The organism is Pseudarthrobacter sp. efr-133-R2A-89 (assembly GCF_030209315.1).
Lineage (GTDB): Bacteria > Actinomycetota > Actinomycetes > Actinomycetales > Micrococcaceae > Arthrobacter.
The window spans coordinates 523,864-541,173 of the sequence record NZ_JARVSE010000001.1; the positions used below are offsets into that span (position 1 = coordinate 523,864).

15 protein-coding genes and 2 tRNA genes are annotated in these 17,310 nt (G+C 66.2%); 6 read left to right on the forward strand and 11 right to left on the reverse strand.

Features of this window, described 5'->3' with window-relative positions; translation table 11 throughout:
* Positions 1-145 precede the first annotated feature (145 nt).
* A complete protein-coding gene (gene valS / locus QRM95_RS02430; protein WP_285246283.1) occupies positions 146-2,767 on the forward strand; it encodes a valine--tRNA ligase in 2,622 nt (873 codons plus the stop codon).
* 348 nt (positions 2,768-3,115) lie between these two features.
* On the opposite strand, the gene QRM95_RS02435 is transcribed toward valS, so the two are convergent.
* The 6 genes from QRM95_RS02435 to QRM95_RS02460 form a co-directional block, all read right to left on the reverse strand.
* A complete protein-coding gene (locus QRM95_RS02435) occupies positions 3,116-3,730 on the reverse strand; it encodes a mycothiol-dependent nitroreductase Rv2466c family protein (protein ID WP_285246284.1) in 615 nt (204 codons plus the stop codon).
* A gap of 14 nt (positions 3,731-3,744) precedes the next feature.
* On the reverse strand, positions 3,745-5,025 hold the full coding sequence (gene clpX, locus QRM95_RS02440; RefSeq protein ID WP_285246285.1) for an ATP-dependent Clp protease ATP-binding subunit ClpX: 1,281 nt from the start codon (positions 5,023-5,025) through the stop codon (positions 3,745-3,747).
* 177 nt (positions 5,026-5,202) lie between these two features.
* Positions 5,203-5,862, reverse strand: coding sequence for an ATP-dependent Clp protease proteolytic subunit (locus QRM95_RS02445; protein WP_018761580.1), 660 nt, complete (start codon positions 5,860-5,862; stop codon positions 5,203-5,205).
* Between the two features lie 37 nt (positions 5,863-5,899).
* On the reverse strand, positions 5,900-6,523 hold the full coding sequence (locus tag QRM95_RS02450; protein WP_018761581.1) for an ATP-dependent Clp protease proteolytic subunit: 624 nt from the start codon (positions 6,521-6,523) through the stop codon (positions 5,900-5,902).
* 234 nt (positions 6,524-6,757) lie between these two features.
* Positions 6,758-8,155, reverse strand: coding sequence for a trigger factor (gene tig, locus QRM95_RS02455; RefSeq protein ID WP_285246286.1), 1,398 nt, complete (start codon positions 8,153-8,155; stop codon positions 6,758-6,760).
* 80 nt (positions 8,156-8,235) lie between these two features.
* Positions 8,236-8,310, reverse strand: a tRNA-Pro gene (locus QRM95_RS02460).
* A gap of 131 nt (positions 8,311-8,441) precedes the next feature.
* On the opposite strand from QRM95_RS02460, the gene QRM95_RS02465 reads away from it, so the two are divergent.
* Positions 8,442-8,515: transfer RNA gene (locus QRM95_RS02465), tRNA-Gly, on the forward strand.
* A gap of 45 nt (positions 8,516-8,560) precedes the next feature.
* On the opposite strand, the gene QRM95_RS02470 is transcribed toward QRM95_RS02465, so the two are convergent.
* From QRM95_RS02470 to QRM95_RS02480, 3 genes are all read right to left on the reverse strand, one after another.
* Positions 8,561-9,538, reverse strand: coding sequence for an Fpg/Nei family DNA glycosylase (locus QRM95_RS02470; protein WP_285246287.1), 978 nt, complete (start codon positions 9,536-9,538; stop codon positions 8,561-8,563).
* Positions 9,538-10,032 carry a ribose-5-phosphate isomerase gene (locus QRM95_RS02475; RefSeq protein ID WP_018761584.1) on the reverse strand — a complete coding sequence of 165 codons (495 nt, stop codon included), beginning with the start codon at positions 10,030-10,032 and terminating at the stop codon, positions 9,538-9,540. The genes QRM95_RS02470 and QRM95_RS02475 overlap by 1 nt, the downstream gene beginning before the upstream one ends.
* Positions 10,033-10,119: 87 nt before the next feature.
* On the reverse strand, positions 10,120-11,136 hold the full coding sequence (locus QRM95_RS02480; RefSeq protein ID WP_285246288.1) for a hypothetical protein: 1,017 nt from the start codon (positions 11,134-11,136) through the stop codon (positions 10,120-10,122).
* A 187-nt stretch (positions 11,137-11,323) separates the two neighbouring features.
* Here QRM95_RS02480 and pepN point away from each other — a divergent pair, with 187 nt between their 5' ends.
* Positions 11,324-13,897, forward strand: coding sequence for an aminopeptidase N (pepN, locus tag QRM95_RS02485; protein WP_285246289.1), 2,574 nt, complete (start codon positions 11,324-11,326; stop codon positions 13,895-13,897).
* Entirely contained in the window at positions 13,894-14,367 is a 474-nt protein-coding gene (locus QRM95_RS02490; protein WP_285246290.1) for an OsmC family protein, read from the forward strand. Before pepN ends, QRM95_RS02490 begins: the two co-directional genes overlap by 4 nt.
* Here QRM95_RS02490 and QRM95_RS02495 read toward each other — a convergent pair.
* Positions 14,364-15,359: an NAD-dependent epimerase/dehydratase family protein gene (locus QRM95_RS02495; protein WP_285246291.1), complete on the reverse strand. Its 996-nt coding sequence runs from the start codon at positions 15,357-15,359 to the stop codon at positions 14,364-14,366. The genes QRM95_RS02490 and QRM95_RS02495 overlap by 4 nt on opposite strands.
* Before the next feature lie 66 nt (positions 15,360-15,425).
* On the opposite strand from QRM95_RS02495, the gene QRM95_RS02500 reads away from it, so the two are divergent.
* On the forward strand, positions 15,426-16,109 hold the full coding sequence (locus QRM95_RS02500; protein WP_285246292.1) for a mechanosensitive ion channel family protein: 684 nt from the start codon (positions 15,426-15,428) through the stop codon (positions 16,107-16,109).
* A gap of 1 nt (position 16,110) precedes the next feature.
* A complete protein-coding gene (locus tag QRM95_RS02505; protein WP_285246293.1) occupies positions 16,111-16,590 on the forward strand; it encodes a globin in 480 nt (159 codons plus the stop codon).
* A 24-nt stretch (positions 16,591-16,614) separates the two neighbouring features.
* Here the strand turns inward: QRM95_RS02505 and QRM95_RS02510 are convergent, their stop codons facing one another.
* Positions 16,615-17,274, reverse strand: a complete 660-nt coding sequence (locus tag QRM95_RS02510; RefSeq protein WP_018761591.1) for a DUF8185 domain-containing protein — start codon at positions 17,272-17,274, stop codon at positions 16,615-16,617.
* Between the last annotated feature and the right edge of the window lie 36 nt (positions 17,275-17,310).

The window sequence follows — 17,310 nt, forward strand, 5'->3', positions numbered from 1 at the left end:
CGGGCGGCGGGACGTCCCGGAACGTAACCAAGCAGCGTCCGGGATGCCGGGTCCGTCCGCCCGGAAGCAATGCCGGAGAGCGTTGCCGTCCGGAGGGCCCGGGGTTGGTTGGGTGGGATTGAAGCGGGCATGAAAGAATTGCCCAATGGCTGAAGACACGCAGGGTACAGACACGCCCACCACCGCCCCCATCAACGTTCCGGACAAGCCGGCCCTCGAAGGCCTCGAAGCCACGCTCACCCAGCGCTGGCTGTCCGAAGGAACCTACAAGTTCAACCCCGACACCACCCGGGAGCAGGTCTACTCGATCGACACTCCCCCGCCCACCGCGTCGGGTTCCCTCCATGTGGGGCACATGTTCTCCTTCACCCAGACGGACGTCCAGGCGCGCTACATGCGCATGACGGGCAAGAACGTCTTCTACCCCATGGGCTGGGACGATAACGGCCTGCCCACCGAGCGACGCGTGCAGAACTACTACGGCGTGCGGTGCGACCCCGCCGTTCCGTACAACGCCGACTACCGGCCACCGGCCCAGCCGGCCAAGAACCAGCGCGATTTCGACGTCGTGTCCCGGCAGAACTTCATCGAACTCTGCGAGGAACTGGCTGTTGAGGACGAGAAGGTCTTCGAGAACCTGTTCCAGACCCTGGGCTTGTCCGTCGACTGGGACCTGACGTACCGCACCATCGATGACACGTCCCGTGCCGTGTCACAGCGCGCCTTCCTGGCCAACCTGGCCGCCGGCGACGCCTACATGGCCGAGGCCCCGACCCTGTGGGACGTGACGTTCCGCACGGCGGTGGCCCAGGCCGAACTGGAGGACCGCGAGGTTCCCGGCGCCTACTACCGCTACCCCTTCTTCACCGAATCCGGCGACAAGATCTTCATCGAGACCACCCGCCCGGAACTGCTGGCGGCGTGCGCCGCCCTGGTGGCGAATCCCGACGACGAGCGGTACCAGCCACTGTTCGGCAAGACCGTGCGGTCTCCCCTGTTCGGCGTCGAACTGGAGGTCAAGGCCCACCCGCTGGCAAAGGCGGACAAGGGTTCAGGCATCGCCATGGTCTGTACCTTCGGCGACCTGACCGACGTCACCTGGTGGCGCGAACTGCAACTGCCCACACGCGCCATCATGGGCCGTGACGGCCGCATCATCGGCGAAACCCCCGAGTGGATCACCAGCGAGTCCGGCAAGGAGGCGTACGCGGCCATTGCCGGCAAGACGGCGTTCTCCGCGAAGGAGGCCGTGGTGGAACTGCTCAAGGAAGCCGACCTGCTGGACGGTGATCCGAAGAAGATCACCCACCCGGTGAACTTCTTCGAGAAGGGCGACAAGCCGCTCGAGGTTGTGACCTCACGCCAGTGGTACATCCGCAACGGCGGCCGCGACGAGGACCGCCGCGAACGCCTGATCGGCCGCGGCAAGGAGATCGACTTCCACCCCTCGTTCATGCGGTCCCGCTACGAGAACTGGATCGCCGGGTTGAACGGCGACTGGCTGGTCTCCCGGCAGCGGTTCTTCGGCGTGCCCATTCCGGTCTGGTACCCGCTGGACGGGCAGGGCAACCCGGATTACGGCCACCCCATCCTCCCCTCGGACGACATGCTCCCCGTGGATCCCGCAGCGGACGCCGCACCCGGCTTCGACGAGACGCAGCGCGACCAGGCAAACGGCTTTACCGGAGATGCCGACGTCCTGGACACCTGGGCCACGTCATCCCTAACCCCGCAGATCGTGGGCGGCTGGAGCCGCGACGAGGACCTCTTCGCGAAGGTGTACCCGTTCGACCTCCGCCCCCAGGGCCATGACATCATTCGCACCTGGCTGTTTTCCTCCGCGGTCCGCGCCGACGCCCTCCAGGAGAGTGCGCCCTGGAAGCATGCGGCCATCTCCGGCTGGATCCTGGACCCGGACCGCAAGAAGATGTCCAAGTCCAAGGGCAACGTCGTTGTCCCCACGGACGTGCTGAATGAGTACGGCTCGGATGCGGTCCGTTACTGGGCCGCCTCTGCGCGCCTCGGGGCCGACACCGCCTACGAGATTGCGCAGATGAAGATCGGCCGGCGTCTGGCCATCAAGCTGCTGAACGCCTCCAAGTTCGTGCTGAACCTGGGCGCCACCGAAAACTCCGTCCTCTCGGACGATCTTTCGGTGTTGACCAACCCCCTGGACCGCGCCCTGCTGGCTCAACTTGCCGACGTCGTCGCCCAGTCCACCAAGGCGTTTGAAAACTACGACTATGCCCGGGCCCTGCAGCTCACGGAATCGTTCTTCTGGCAGTTCACGGACGATTATGTGGAACTGATCAAGGACCGCGCCTATGGTGCCGCCGGCGAATCAGAGCAGGCATCGGTGCTGGCCGCCCTGGCAACCACCCTGGACGCCCTCCTGCGGCTCTTTGCCCCCTTCCTTCCGTTCGCCACGGAAGAAGTCTGGAGCTGGTGGCGCAGCGGATCGGTCCACCGCGCCGCATGGCCGTCGGCGCTGGAGATTCCCGGCGGTGACACCACCATGCTGGCCACGGTGGGGATTGCCCTCAGCGGCGTCCGCAAGGCCAAATCCGAGGCGAAGGTCAAGCAGCGGACCGAGGTGCTATCCGCCACGATCACCGCAACGGAGGCCCTCAAAGCACAGCTGCGGGCCGGGCTGGCGGATTTGAAGGCGGCATCAAACGCCCGAGAAATTACCCTGGTGGTGGGTGACGGGGATCTTGCGGTCACCAATGTTGCCCTCGCCGCGAGCGACGAGCCCGCCAAGGCCTGACTCCCGGTCCCGTCCGGCTGCGCCCGTTCCAGGGCAAAGGGGAAGCCCCATCAGCGTTTTGCCGTTGGTGGGGCTTCGACTTTCGGCCATCTGGTGACGTTCTTCCAATGGTCTGGCAGGATCCGCTGAGTTTCCAGGTCTTACTGCTCCGTCACTGGCAGCTTGCATTCGACTTTGCCGATGGCTGCGTCGAAATTGCATATCACTGAATCTTTGGTTCCTGCGTCCCGCTTCTTTCGAAGTGGGTAAGAACCATTGTTCTCCCGCGACGGGCCACGTGCAAGGGCCCCGGGGGAACTACTGTCATGTAGTTCCCCCGGGGCCCTTGGAGTGCAGTCGACCAGCGTTCTAGTTGAACTCGGGGCTCTCAGTGCGGCTGCGCTTCAGCTCGAAGAAGTGGGGGTAGCCGGCGATCGCGGTGGTGGCATCCCACAGCTGCCCGGCAACCTCGCCGCGCGGAATGCGGGTGAGGACGGGGCCGAAAAAGGCTGTTCCGTTGAAGGCCACCACCGGCGTACCAACGTCCTGGCCCACCAGGGAGATACCTTCCTCGTGGCTGGCCCGCAGCTCAGCGTCAAAAGCGTCACTGGCGGCCGCGTCGGCGAGGGACTCGGGGAGGCCGCATTCGGCGAGGGCCTTGGCAATGACCTCCGACCGGTCCTTCTCCCCACGCTCGTGGATCAGGGTTCCCATGGCGTCGTAGAGCGGCTTGATGACCTGGGGGCCATGCCCTTCCCGAGCCGCGATGATCACGCGGACCATACCCCAGGCGTTGTCCATGGATTCCCGATAGGCCGGCTCAAGATCGCGGCCCTCGTTCAGGACGGCCAGGCTCATGACGTGCCATTCGGTCTCGATGTCACGGACGGCCTCCACCTCGCCAATCCAGCGGGACGTAATCCACGCGAACGGGCAGAGTGGGTCGAACCAGAAGTCGGCTTTGTTCTTGGCGGGTGCAGTCACGAAAATCCTCTCGGTCAGGCAGACTTGCGGCGCTTGGCCGCGTGCGGAATTAGGGTGGGTTCGGCGCCCCGCAGCACCACGTCTTCGGTGACGACCACGCTGGCAACGTCCTCGCGGCTTGGCAGGTCGAACATCACCGGAAGCAGGACTTCCTCCAGGATGGCGCGGAGGCCGCGGGCACCGGTGCCTCGCTCAAGGGCCTGCTCCGCGATGGCGTCCAGGGCGGTGTCGTCGAACACCAGTTCCACGCCATCAATCTGGAACATCTTCTGGTACTGCTTCACCAGGGCATTCTTTGGCGTGGACAGGATCTGGATCAGGGCGTCGCGGTCAAGGTTGGAGACGGTGGTGATCACAGGAAGCCTGCCGATGAATTCGGGGATCAGGCCAAACTTCAGCAGGTCCTCGGGCATGACTTCGCCGTAGGAGTCGACCTTCTTGCTGGCCTCATTGAGTGGGGCGCCGAACCCGATGCCCTTGCGCCCGGAGCGGGAGCCGATGATCTCTTCCAGCCCGGCGAAGGCACCGGCCACGATGAACAGGACGTTCGTGGTGTCGATCTGGATGAATTCCTGGTGCGGATGCTTCCGGCCGCCCTGCGGCGGCACCGACGCCACCGTGCCTTCCAGGATTTTCAGGAGTGCCTGCTGGACACCCTCGCCGGAAACGTCCCGGGTGATGGAAGGGTTTTCGCTCTTCCGCGAGATCTTGTCGATCTCATCGATGTAGATGATGCCCTGCTCGGCCTTCTTGACGTCGTAGTCCGCGGCCTGGATGAGCTTAAGCAGGATGTTTTCAACGTCTTCGCCGACGTAGCCGGCCTCCGTCAGGGCGGTGGCGTCCGCCACGGCGAACGGGACGTTCAGGCGCCTGGCCAGGGTTTGCGCGAGGTAGGTCTTGCCGCAACCGGTGGGACCGATGAGGAGGATGTTGGATTTGGCGATCTCTACATCGTCATGGTGCCCGGCGTCGCCGAGGCTTCCGGACTTGGGTGCGTGCCCGGCCTGGATGCGCTTGTAATGGTTGTAGACCGCGACGGCGAGGGAACGTTTGGCGGGCTCCTGGCCTATGACGTATTCCTGCAGGAAGTCGAAGATCTCCCGCGGTTTTGGAAGTTCGAAGCTGCCCAGGTCTGCGACTTCAGCGAGTTCCTCTTCAATGATTTCGTTGCACAACTCGATGCATTCATCGCAGATGTAGACACCGGGCCCGGCAATGAGCTTCCGGACCTGCTTTTGGCTCTTTCCGCAGAAAGAGCACTTCAGCAGATCAGTGCTCTCGCCAATCCGAGCCATATGTGAACCCCTTAGTATCCTGCTGCCAGGCAGCCCTGCGCCGTTGCTGAAAAATCTCTTCCGGCCAGCGGGGACCGGTTTGTGACATCTTCCACTCTAGGTCACATTGGACGCCAAGGGTGGAATGAAAAGGCCGGTGCGGCCAAATGAACTTGGCCGCACCGGCTGTTGGAGCTGCTAGCGCGTGATCGCCTGCGGTTTGATCTTGCGGGAATCAAGCACCTGGTCGATCAGGCCGTAGGCCTGCGCTTCAGCGGCCGTGAGGATCTTGTCGCGCTCGATGTCGTTGTTGACCTGCTCCGATGTGCGTCCGGAGTGGTGGGCCAAGGTGTCCTCCAGCCAGGAGCGCATCCGCATGACCTCTGCCGCCTGGATCTCCAGGTCGGAGGCCTGGCCGCCCTGGCCGCCGGAGAGCGCCGGCTGGTGGATCAGGACGCGGGCGTTGGGCAGTGCCAGCCGCTTGCCGGGGGTACCAGCAGCCAGCAGGACGGCGGCCGCACTGGCGGCCTGACCCAGGCAGACCGTCTGGATCTCGGGCCGGATGTACTGCATGGTGTCGTAGATGGCCGTCATGGCCGTGAACGATCCACCGGGAGAGTTGATGTACAAGGTGATGTCGCGGTCCGGATCGGTGGACTCCAGGACCAGAAGCTGGGCCATGATGTCGTCCGCAGATGCGTCGTCCACCTGCACGCCGAGGAAGATGATGCGGTCCTCGAAGAGCTTCGTGTAGGGGTCCTGGCGCTTGAAGCCGTAGGGCGTGCGTTCCTCGAACTGCGGGAGGACGTAGCGGCTGGACGGAAGATTCCCGGCGGACCACCCAAAGTTGTAGTTCATTGTGTTTACTCCTGATCGAAGGGGTTCTTGATGCCGGTTAGTTCTGCGAGGCTGATTCGCCGGAGGATCCGTTGGACGTTCCGCCGCCGCCGGAAACCGACCCGGCGTGCGCGGCGATCTTGTCGAAGAAACCGTATTCAAGGGCTTCGGTGGCGGTGAACCACTTGTCGCGGTCGTTGTCCTTGAGGATGGTCTCCACGGTCTGGCCCGTCTGCTCGGCAGTCAGTTCCGCCATGACCTTCTTCATGTGCAGGATGAGCTCGGCCTGGATCTTGATGTCCGAGGCGGTGCCGCCGATGCCGCCGGAGGGCTGGTGCATCAGCACGCGTGCGTTCGGCGTGGCGTAGCGCTTGCCCTTGGTGCCGGAGGACAGCAGGAACTGGCCCATGGAGGCGGCCAGGCCGGTGGCCACGGTGACGACGTCGTTGGGAATGAACTGCATGGTGTCGTAGATGGCCATGCCTGCCGTCACGGAACCGCCCGGCGAGTTGATGTAGAGGTAGATGTCCTTTTCAGGATTCTCCGCGGACAACAGCAGCAGCTGCGAGCAGATGGCGTTGGCGTTATCGTCACGCACCTCCGAGCCCAGCCAGATGATCCGCTCCTTGAGGAGGCGGTTGTAAATGTAGTTGTCCTGGGCTGCAGGATCGACGGTCGCCATCCGGGGGGCCTCTGAGTGCTGTGACATGTTTATTTACCTCTCACTGGTGACGGTGACATCACTGAAAATCACTACTTGGACACTAACCGGTTTCCCGGACGATTTGTTCGCGCACTGACTGCTGTTCGCTGACGGCGCACGATCGGCGGACAGCGCCCGCTCCGGTTTGCGGCCCAACGCGAACGGCCCCCGGATCGGAAGGATCCAGGGGCCGTTCGCTGCTGCTGGGAAGGACTATGCCTTGGCCTCGGCAGTGGTTTCCTCTGCCTCGGCAGTTTCGGTTTCCACAGCTTCGGTGGCGTCAGCTTCAGCCGGGGCTTCCTCGGCGGGAACTTCTTCGCCGCCGGGGCGGACAAAGTCGCTCAGGTCGACTGCGTTGCCCTCGGTGTCGGTCACGGTGGCCTGGCCAAGGACGACGGCCAGTGCCTTGCGGCGGCGGACCTCGGAGACCATCATGGGGACCTGGCCGCTCTGATCGATGATCTGGGCGAACTGGTTGGGGTCCATGCCGTACTGGCTGGCGGTGGTGACGATGTAGTCGATCAGCTCGCTCTGGCTGACGTTGACTTCTTCCTTCTCCGCGATGGCGTCGAGGATGATTTCGTTCTGGAAGGCGCGGGCCGTGTTGGCGCGGACCTCTTCGCGGTGCTCTTCGGTGTCGTGTTCGCCGTCTCCGTGGCCGTTGCCCTCCTGGAAGTGGGCTTCAAGCTGCTCTTCGACCACCGAGTCGGGAACGGGAACCTCAACCAGCTCGACGAGCTTGTCGAGGACCTTGTCGCGGGCTTCGACGCCCTGCTCGACGATCTTGGAGTCGGCAGCCTGCTTGGCGAGGTCCTCGCGGAGCTCGCCAAGGGTGTCGAATTCGGAGGCGAGCTGGGCGAAGTCATCGTTCGCTTCCGGCAGTTCGCGTTCCTTGACGGCCTTCACGACGACCTTGACCTGGGCGGCTTCGCCGGCGTGGTCGCCACCCACCAGGGTGGTGTCGAAGATGGCGTCCTCATCTGCGCTGAGTCCGGTGACGGCCTCGTCCATGCCCTCGAGCATGGTGCCGGCACCCACCTGGTAGGACAGGCCGGCAGCGGAGTCAACCTCTTCGCCGTCGATCGTGGCGGTGATGTCGATGGTCAGGAAGTCGCCGTCGGCGGCCGGACGGTCAACGGACTTGAGCGTGCCAAAACGGCCGCGCAGCTCGTCGAGGGCCTTGTCGACGTCGGCCTCGGAGGATTCCGCGGCGGCCACCTGGACCTCGATGCCGGCGTAGTCCGGGAGTTCGATTTCGGGGCGGACGTCAACTTCGGCGGCGAACTTGAGGCCGCCGTCGGTTGCGGAGGGATCGGGCACCTCGGTGATCTCCACCTCGGGACGGCTCAGGGGGCGGATGCCGGATTCCTGCACGGCAGCCTGGTACCAGCCGTTGAGGCCATCGTTGATGGCGGTTTCCAGGACGTAGCCGCGGCCGACGCGCTGGTCGATGAGCTTGGCGGGAACCTTGCCCTTGCGGAACCCGGGAACCTGGATCTGCGAGGCAACGGTCTTGTAGGCCGAGTCGATGCTGGGCTTCAGTTCCTCAAAGGGGACCTCAACATTGAGCTTGACCCGCGTGGGGGTGAGGTTCTCGACAGCGCTCTTCACGGTCTAAGTACTCCTGGGTTGTGGGATGGGTTTCTGCAAAACGCGTTGGATGTCCAGGCCTGCTGGTCCGGGCCGCAGAGTCGGGGTGACAGGATTTGAACCTGCGACTTCCTGCTCCCAAAGCAGGCGCTCTAGCCAAGCTGAGCTACACCCCGTAAGTGCACAGGCAAGTCTACGGTGATACGCGTCGCGAATGCACATTTGACACGTAGGCCATGGATTAGGTTTAGTTGTATCCGGCTTCAACAGCCAGCCCGGAGTTGCCGCGAAAAGCGGATCTTCCTTCGGGGACGTAGCTTAATGGTAAAGCCTCAGTCTTCCAAACTGATTACGCGGGTTCGATTCCCGTCGTCCCCTCCATAAACACAAGAAGGCCCCTCCATGGCGGGGCCTTCTTCGTTTTTCCTACTCGGCCGGCCGCTGACAGGAGGGGCACCAGTAGAGGTTTCGCCCCACGAGGTCGGTGACGAGCACGGTGGTCCGGCACACCCTGCAGGGCAGGCCCTGCCGCTTGTAGACGAAGTGGACGTCCTCGCGGGCGGGGAAGTGCGCGCCCTTGGGCGGCACGGGATTCCCGGCCGCAGCGGCCTTGGCCGCCGTGGTTCCGTTGAGATTCCAGTACTTTGGCGGCGTGGTGATGATCCGCCCGTCGGCGACGCCGTCGGCCATGACGGCGACGACGTCACGCCACAGCTTCCGGGCATCGAGGTCCGCGACGGCGCCGCCGGGAAGCCACGGATCCAGCCGGCGCCGGAACAGCAGTTCGGCGCGGTAGACGTTGCCTACCCCGGCAATGATCTTCTGGTCCATCAGCAGCGCGGCCAGCGGCGTCTTCCGGGCCCGAAGGTTCGCCGCGAACCGGCCCGCGTCGCCCCGCAGGTTCCGCAGCGGATCCGGTCCGAGCCGGGCCAGGACGGCGTCCGCCTCCGCGGCGGTGATGGTTTCGCAGGTGGTTGCCCCGCGCAGATCCGCCCAGCCATGGCTCCCGGCCAGCCGGACCCTGACGGCCCCCACCGGTGGCGGCGGACCCTCGTACGCTTCGCCGCCGTCGTCATCCCCGCTGGAAAAGGCTTCCCGCTCCCCCACCCGGCGGGGCGCACCAATACTGGAGGCGCCGGCGAAGGTGCGGTCGCCGCCGAAGCTCCAGGCGCCGCCGAAGCTCCAGGCGCCGTACAGGCCGAGGTGGACGTGCAGCACCAACGCGTTGTCAAAGTGCAGGAACAGGTGCTTGCCGTGTGCCTCGGCGGCGACGAGGGCGTGCCCGTCAAGCAGGGCCGCTCCCCCGGCGAACCTGCCCTGGGGGCTGGAAACGGCCAGGGTTTCGCCAAGGAAGACGTCTCCGAACTGCCGGGCGAGCCTGCGGACCGAATGTCCCTCTGGCACTACTCGATGACCTCGCCCGTGGCCTCGTAGGCTGCGATCTTGCCGATCCGGCGGACATGGCGCTCATCGTTGCTGAACGGCTCGGCAAGGAAGGCCTCAATCAGTTCGGTGGCTTCTTCCACCGAGTGCTGGCGGCCGCCCACCGCAACGACGTTCGCGTCGTTGTGCTCGCGGGCGAGGGTGGCGGTGGAAAGGTTCCATGCCAGGGCGGCACGTACGCCTTTGACCTTGTTCGCGGCAATCTGCTCACCGTTTCCGGAACCGCCCAGCACGATGCCCAGGGCGTGCACGCCTGCCTGCTGGTCGGCGACCACGGCCAAAGCGGCGTTGATGCAGAAGGAGGGGTAGTCGTCCTGGGCGTCGTAGACCTTGGGCCCGTGGTCCACCACCTCGTACCCCTTGCCCGTCAGGTGGGACACCAGGTGGGCGCTGAGCTCCATGCCGGCGTGGTCGGTGGCGATGTGGACCCGCGGGAAGGCAGGGGAAGTTGTCACGAGCAAGATCCGTTCGGTTCGGTGGGCTGGCGGCCGGCCGGGTGGGGCCGGAACAACACGGATAAGGATACTAGGACTGCCCCGGGGTCACGGCCCGGGCTGCCCGGCTGCCGGCGGCCCGCCCGCGCGCCGTGCCCTGGCCGCAACCCTGGTGAGGACATCGGCCAGCCGTGCCGCAGAGGCCTGGGTGCCGCCGCTCACGGCCAGGCGCTGGCCGTCCGTCTTGCGCACGACGACGGCGGGCCCGCTGCTGACAAGCATCGCCGCGGTGCCGCGATGGTGCCGGTAGCCCCACCCGCCGTAGTCAGCGGCCCGCACCTCCGCTGCGCTGGCGGCCGAAATGGCGCCGGCGGGGACATCCATGACTGGCACCACTCCGGCAAGCAGGACCTTCAGGCCGCCGCGGTCAGCTTTGACGCGGGCGAACAGGAACGCCGTGCTGACAGCGGCCAGGAGGATCAGCAGGATCCCGAGCCACGGCACGACGACGGCGAGCAGCGCCGCCGGGAACAGCGTGGCGATGCCGATCATGACGAAAACCGAGCTCCGGGCGTGCACCCACAACCGGATGGTGTCCAGGGCCAGATCCGGGTCCGTTTCCCTGGCGATGGCGGTCTGCAGGGCGCGGTCGTCGTCCGGGGACCACTGCCGGTCAGCCTTGTAGACCATGGCCATGGTGACGCCCAGGGAAACGGCAGCGCCACTCCCGAGTGCCAGAACGGTCATGTCCACGCGTGACTGCCGGGCGTCAGCGAGCCCCACCTGGCCGATGAGGCCTGCCGCCAGGGCCGAGGTGATGAAGAGGCTGAGGAAGAAACCGGTACCCATCATGATCCTGCGCATCAGCACGGGCCTGCCCAGGGGCACCGCCTGCAGCAGGACCACCCAGCCGGCAACCACAATCGCCGCGGCCCCTGCACCCACATAGGCGCCGAACGGGGCGAAGGCGGCACCGCCGTCGGCCGTCCAGCGCACCGCGAGCGGGTCCGGAAGGTCAGGCCGGAGCAGCCAGGCGCAGAAAGCGAAGGCGGCGGCGAGCGCAACGGGGAACCCGAGGGCAAAGCGCAGCGCCTTGGCATCCACCGAATCCAGCAGCTTTCCCATGCATCCAACGCTACCCCCGCAACCCGGTCGGAAATCACGCGGCCGGGGCTGCGGCGCGCTGTGACCCGGGCAAGCTGTGACCCGGGCAACTTGCCAAGGACTGCAAGGATGAAAGAATGCAGCACAGTGCCGGAACCGACCACCGGCCGGAAACCGAAACTTCTCTGGAGGCCCTCCTTTGCCAGGTATGAACCTGACGCGCGCCGAAGCCCGTGAGCGCGCCGAACTGATCACCGCCGAGTCCTACGATGTCACCCTCGACCTGACCCGGGGCGGAGAGGTCTTTGGCAGCACCACCACCGTGAAGTTCACGGCCGTACCGGGATCGTCCAGCTTCATTGATGCCGTGACCCGGACCGTGCACAGCGTGACGCTGAACAACCGCGTCCTGGATCCCGCAACCGTGTCCGACGGCGTGCGGATCCAACTGCCCGGGCTGGAGGAGCACAACGAGCTGACCGTTGTGGCCGACATGCCCTACATGAACACCGGCGAAGGCCTGCACCGGTTCGTGGATCCGGTGGACAACGAGGTCTACCTGTACACGCAGTTCGAGGTTCCGGATTCGCGCCGCATGTTCACCGTGTTCGAACAGCCAGACTTGAAGGCAACCTTCGCGTTTACGGTCACGGCACCCTCGCACTGGGATGTGGTGTCCAATTCACCCACCCCGGAGCCGGTGCAGGCCCCGCCCGCGGAGGACGGCGGAGCCAGGTCGGTATGGGCATTTGCGCCGACCCCGCGCCTGTCGTCCTACGTCACCGCGCTGATCGCCGGACCATACCAGTCCGTCCGCAGCGAGGTGGCCAGCTCGGACGGGCGCGTCATCCCGCTGGGCGTGTTCGCGCGGAAGTCGCTCATGCAGTACCTGGACGCGGAGAACATCTTCGAACTGACCCGGCAGGGCTTCGGGTTCTTCGAAGCACAGTTCGGCTGCCCCTACCCGTTCGAGAAGTACGATCAGCTGTTCGTGCCGGAATTCAATGCCGGCGCCATGGAGAACGCCGGCGCGGTGACCATCCTGGAGGGCTACGTCTTCCGCAGCAAGGTCACCGGCGCACAGATCGAGCGGCGCGCCATCACGGTGCTCCACGAGCTGGCCCACATGTGGTTCGGGGACCTGGTGACCATGCGGTGGTGGAACGACCTCTGGCTCAACGAGTCCTTTGCGGAGTACATGTCCCACCTGGCCGCGGTGGAGGCCACGTCCTTCACCAGCGCCTGGACCACGTTCGCGTCCGTGGAGAAGTCATGGGCCTACCGCCAGGACCAGCTGCCCACCACCCACCCCATCTTCGCCGAGATCAACGACCTGCAGGATGTTGAGGTCAACTTCGACGGCATCACCTACGCCAAGGGCGCCTCGGTGCTCCGGCAGCTGGTGGCCTGGGTGGGTCCCGAACAGTTCATGGCCGGCGTCCGGGAGTACTTCGCCAAGCACTCCTGGCGCAACACCGAGCTGCGCGACCTGCTGGTGGAGCTGGAGAAGGCCAGCGGACGCGACCTTGACGGCTGGGGCCGGCAGTGGCTCGAGACGGCGGGCGTGAACACCCTCACCCCCGAGCTGGAGGTGGACCAGGACGGGACGCTGAAGTCCCTGGCGATCGTGCAGTCCGCCGTTCCGGAGTGGCCCACCCTCCGGCCGCACCGCCTTGCCGTAGGGTTCTACAACCTCAACGACGCCGGAAAGCTGGAGCGGGTGCACCGCGAGGAGCTGGATGTCGACGGCGAACGCACGGAGGTGGCGGGCGTGGCCGGCCTGGCGCAGCCGGACCTGATCCTCGTCAACGACGATGACCTCGCCTACGCCAAGGTGCGGCTGGACCCGAAATCCCTGGCCACCGCCACTGCACACCTCAAGGACTTCGAGGCCAGCCTGCCCCGCACCCTCGTCTGGAACTCGGCATGGGATGCGGCCCGGGACGGCCAGGCCCCGGCACGGAAGTACGTGGAGCTGATCCTGGCCAATGTGGCCGCTGAGACCGATTCGTCCGTCATCCTGGTCCAGCTCCGCCAGCTGGCCACCACCCTGAATTTCTACGTGGCGGAAGAACACCGCGAAGCCACCATGGTGGCAGCCGCAGACAGGTTGTGGGAGCTGGCATCGGAAGTCCCCGGCGGCTCCGACGCGCAGCTGCAGTTCGTGAAGTCCTTTGCCCTCCTTGCCGGCAGCGCGTCCCAGCTCGACCGGGTGGCGGCCCTGCTGGACGGCTCAGCGGTCCTGGACGGGCTGGCCGTTGACCAGGACCTCCGGTGGGAGCTCGTGGCATCCCTGGTGGCCGGCGGCCGGATGGGCCAGGACGGCATCGACGCCGAACTGGAGCGGGACAACACGTCCAGCGGCCAGAACGCAGCGGCGTTGGCAAAGGCCGCGCTTCCCACGGCGGAGGCCAAAGCGGCCGCCTGGGAGTCGATCGTGGTCAAGGGTGACCTGTCCAACGCCCTGCAGGGATCGGCCGTGGCCGGCTTCATGCGCGTCCGGGACCGGTCGCTGCTGGAGCCCTACGCGGAGAAGTATTTCGCGGCGGTGCCGGCCATCGTGGCGACCCGGACCCACGCACTCGCCCAGCAGATCGTCGTCGGCCTCTACCCGGCGCTGCTGACCACGCAGGCAACCATCGACCAGACCGACGCCTTCCTGGCGTCGCTGCCCGCGGAAAGCGCCGCGCTGCGGCGGATGATGCTGGAAAACCGCGACGGCGTGGCCCGGGCCTTGCGCGCCCGCGCCGTCGACGTCCTGCCGGATGGCAGCGCGGGGTGAGCATCGGCGAACACACCTACACGCTGACGGTCCAGTGGACCGGCAACCGGGGTGGCGGCACGTCGTCGTACCGGAGCTACTCCCGGGACCATGACGTGCTCATCCCGGGCCTGCCGGTATTGAAGGGCTCGGCGGACCCGACATTCCATGGGGACCGGGAACGGTACAACCCCGAACAGCTCCTCCTGGCGGCCCTGGCGCAGTGCCACATGCTGTCCTACCTGCACGTGGCCGTGAAGCATGGCGTGGTGGTCACTGACTACCGGGACGAGGCCTCCGGGGTAATGCGGCTCAACCGCGACGGCAGCGGCCAGTTCGAACAGGTGACACTGCACCCCAGGGTCACCGTGGCCGACGCCGGCCAGCTTGAGCTGGCCGCCGGACTGCACCATGAGGCGAACCAGGTGTGCTTCATTGCCCGGAGCGTGAACTTCCCGGTGAGGCACCAGCCCATCACGGTGGCAGGCTAGGCACTGCCTTGGTGGAGCATACCGGTCAGCCGCTGCTCCGCCTCGGGCGACAGGCCGGCCTTGCGGGGCCGGTCCAGCCCCCGGGCGCGTTCGTCGGCCAAGGTGTCCGCCAGGGTTTCCCGCCAGGGCCGCAGCACCATTCCTGCGGCCTTGGCGGCCTGGTTGCTCCGGGCCATGAAACCCTCATGCCCGGGCGGGAGCCAGAGCGGCAGGGAGTCCGGACCTGAACAGTAGTTGATCCCCTGCGCCACCAGCCACGCTTCGTCGGCAGGGGACGGGGTACTTTGGTGGCCTGCAGTTTCCCGGCAGGCATCCATCAGGGCGCCGAACGGCACCTCATCCCCGCAGGCGTTGAAAGCACCGGTGGTGCCCTGTCCTGCCGCGGCCAGGATCCAGGCGGCCAGGTCCCGGACGTCGATGGCCTGGGTGGGATGGGCGGCAATATCCGGGACCAGAACCGGCTCCTGGTTACGGGCGAAGCGCGCGGGCCAGTAGCCGTATCGGTCGGACGGGTCGCCGGGGCCGCTGATCAGGCCGGCGCGGCACAGATGGGCGTTCCCGGCAGTCGCCTCAAGGGTGGCCGCCTCGATGGCCACTTTGGACTCTCCATAGTTCTCCGGCGCGGACGGGATCCCCGGAGCGAGCGGAGGCAGGAGGGGTGCGTCCTCTGCCGCGCCCGGAACCGAATGGTCCGCGTAGGCCGAGCAGCTGGAAACGAAGGTCCAGTGCCCCGTCCGGGCGGCCAGCGCCTTGAGTGCGTCGCGGGCAGGTCCGGGGTCCCGCGCCACCTCGATCACGGCATCCCACTCGCCTTCCACCTGGGCATATGCCGCAGCGCCGGCGGACCGGTCCGCCTGCACCCATGCCGTGCCCCGCGGCGGCGCACCCGCGGTCCCCCGGGCCAGGCAGGTGACCTTGTGTCCCGCGGCCAACGCCTGCACGGCAATGTGCCTGGACAGGAAGGCCGTACCGCCCAGGATGAGGATGCGCATTGCTCCACGCTACGGCGCTAGGGTTGAAAGAGAACAGCGCAAACCCCCAAGGAGCTATTTCCCCCCATGGTCAGTATGTTGTCCATCATTCCCCCGGTATCCAGCCAGCCCGGCGGCGTCAGCGTTCCGGGCATTGTGATCAGCCTCGGCGTCGGTGTCGGTGTCTGGCTTGTTGCCACCTTCATCATCTCGCGCATCACCAAGCGGGTGGCGTCCGGAAGCAACTTCTTCAAGAAACCAACGTTCAAGTGGGCGGCGCCTGCCTTCAGGGCCCTGGACCACGAACGGCGCGTCCAGCGGGCGGAAACCATCGGGTCGCTGCTGAACAGCATCGTCGGGGTCCTGGTGGCAGTCATCACCGGCATGTATGTCCTGCAGAACCTGGACATCAACATCGCTCCGCTGCTGACCAGCGTGGGCATCCTGGGTGTGGCCATCGGCTTTGGCGCCCAGCAGCTGATCCGCGACTTCCTGGCCGGGATCTTCATCACCATCGAGGACCAGTACGGCATCGGCGATGTCATCGAAACCAGCGAGGTGGTGGGCGTAGTGGAGTCCATGGGGCTCCGGATCACGCGGGTCCGCTCCGACGACGGCGCCATCTGGTACCTGCGCAATGGCGAAATCCTGCGCGTGGGGAACCGCTCGCAGGGCCGTTACCTTCCGCTGCACGAGTCCGAGGACGGTACCACCGACCAGGCCTCTGCCCACGTGGAGACCCCAAAGACTGACCAGAAAGCCGGCGAGTAGCATGACTCTTCCCATCGAACCACGCCCCGGGGTCCCGGGCCCCCTCCAGCCACAGCGGCCCCAGCTGATGCAGAACGACCCCTTCAGCCAGACGGCGTACACCGACAGTTTCTACGAAGCCGTGGGCGGCCACGAGACGTTCGTGAAGCTCATTGATGTTTTCTACGACGGGGTCGCCGCCGATCCGCTGCTTCGGCCGATGTACCCGGAGGAAGACCTGGCTCCGGCAAAGCGCCGGTTCCTGATGTTCCTTGAGCAGTACTGGGGCGGACCCACAACCTACGGTGAGGAGCGCGGGCATCCGCGCCTGCGGATGCGGCACATGCCCTTCAAGGTCACGCCGGAAGCAAAGGACCGGTGGCTGTTCCACATGCGCGCGGCAGTGGACGCCCTGGACCTGCCGCCGCTCTATGAGGGAACACTGTGGGAGTACATGGAGCGTGCGGCCCTCTCCATGGTGAACAGTCCGTCCGGCGCGTGATGCCCGCCCGCCAGGAGCCCGGGTTTACAGGAGACCGCTGCCGGTGCGCGCCAGGACGTGCCCGCGCGGGCCACTGAGCCTGAACCAGCGGCCGGCACGGTAGAGTGCCTGTTCGCCGTCGGCAAGGAACCCCAGTGCAAGTGCTGCGAAAGCTGCGCCGGCCGGCAGGCCGGAGTGGTCCAGTTCGCGTCCCCACACGGCAGCCCGGGCGTTGTTGACGATCAGGGCGCCGGGTTTGTCCGGCACGATGCCCGCCACTTCGCCGATGCCTGACTCGGCGGCCTCCCGCAGGCGGGCGTCGCTGATGGCGCCCAGCGGCTCCCATCCGCCACGCGGGGCGCCTACCCCGGTCCAGGATTCGGTGACGGTGGTGGGCGGAACCGGCAGGTCGACGTCGGATGCGCCGGCGCGGGCAAGCCGGTCCAGGACGGCCGCCAGGGGCACCGTGACGTCTGTCGCTGACGGCTCCGCCAGCGCCATGGTGCGCAGGCCCAGGATGGTGGGGGTTGATTCACCAAGCAGCCGGGGCCGCAGGACGCACACGTAGGCCGCCAGGACGGAGCCGGCGGCCTGGAGCCGGATGGCGCCGTCGTCAATTGCCTTGGCGCGGGTGGCGAACGTCTTCAGGTCCGCAAGATCCCTGGGATCGGCGAAACGGAAGGACGAAGTGAGGAGATCAGACACAACAAGAACACTACCGGCTGCGGGCAGGTTGAGTGG

Excerpts from the sequence above, each read along its gene's own strand:
- valS (WP_285246283.1), top strand. The coding sequence starts at position 146 with ATGGCTGAAGACACGCAGGGTACAGACACGCCCACCACCGCCCCCATC.
- clpX (WP_285246285.1), bottom strand. The coding sequence starts at position 5,025 with ATGGCTCGGATTGGCGAGAGCACTGATCTGCTGAAGTGCTCTTTCTGC.
- QRM95_RS02445 (WP_018761580.1), bottom strand. The coding sequence starts at position 5,862 with ATGAACTACAACTTTGGGTGGTCCGCCGGGAATCTTCCGTCCAGCCGC.
- QRM95_RS02450 (WP_018761581.1), bottom strand. The coding sequence starts at position 6,523 with ATGGCGACCGTCGATCCTGCAGCCCAGGACAACTACATTTACAACCGC.
- QRM95_RS02480 (WP_285246288.1), bottom strand. The coding sequence starts at position 11,136 with ATGGGAAAGCTGCTGGATTCGGTGGATGCCAAGGCGCTGCGCTTTGCC.
- pepN (WP_285246289.1), top strand. The coding sequence starts at position 11,324 with ATGAACCTGACGCGCGCCGAAGCCCGTGAGCGCGCCGAACTGATCACC.
- QRM95_RS02495 (WP_285246291.1), bottom strand. The coding sequence starts at position 15,359 with ATGCGCATCCTCATCCTGGGCGGTACGGCCTTCCTGTCCAGGCACATT.
- QRM95_RS02500 (WP_285246292.1), top strand. The coding sequence starts at position 15,426 with ATGGTCAGTATGTTGTCCATCATTCCCCCGGTATCCAGCCAGCCCGGC.
- QRM95_RS02505 (WP_285246293.1), top strand. The coding sequence starts at position 16,111 with ATGACTCTTCCCATCGAACCACGCCCCGGGGTCCCGGGCCCCCTCCAG.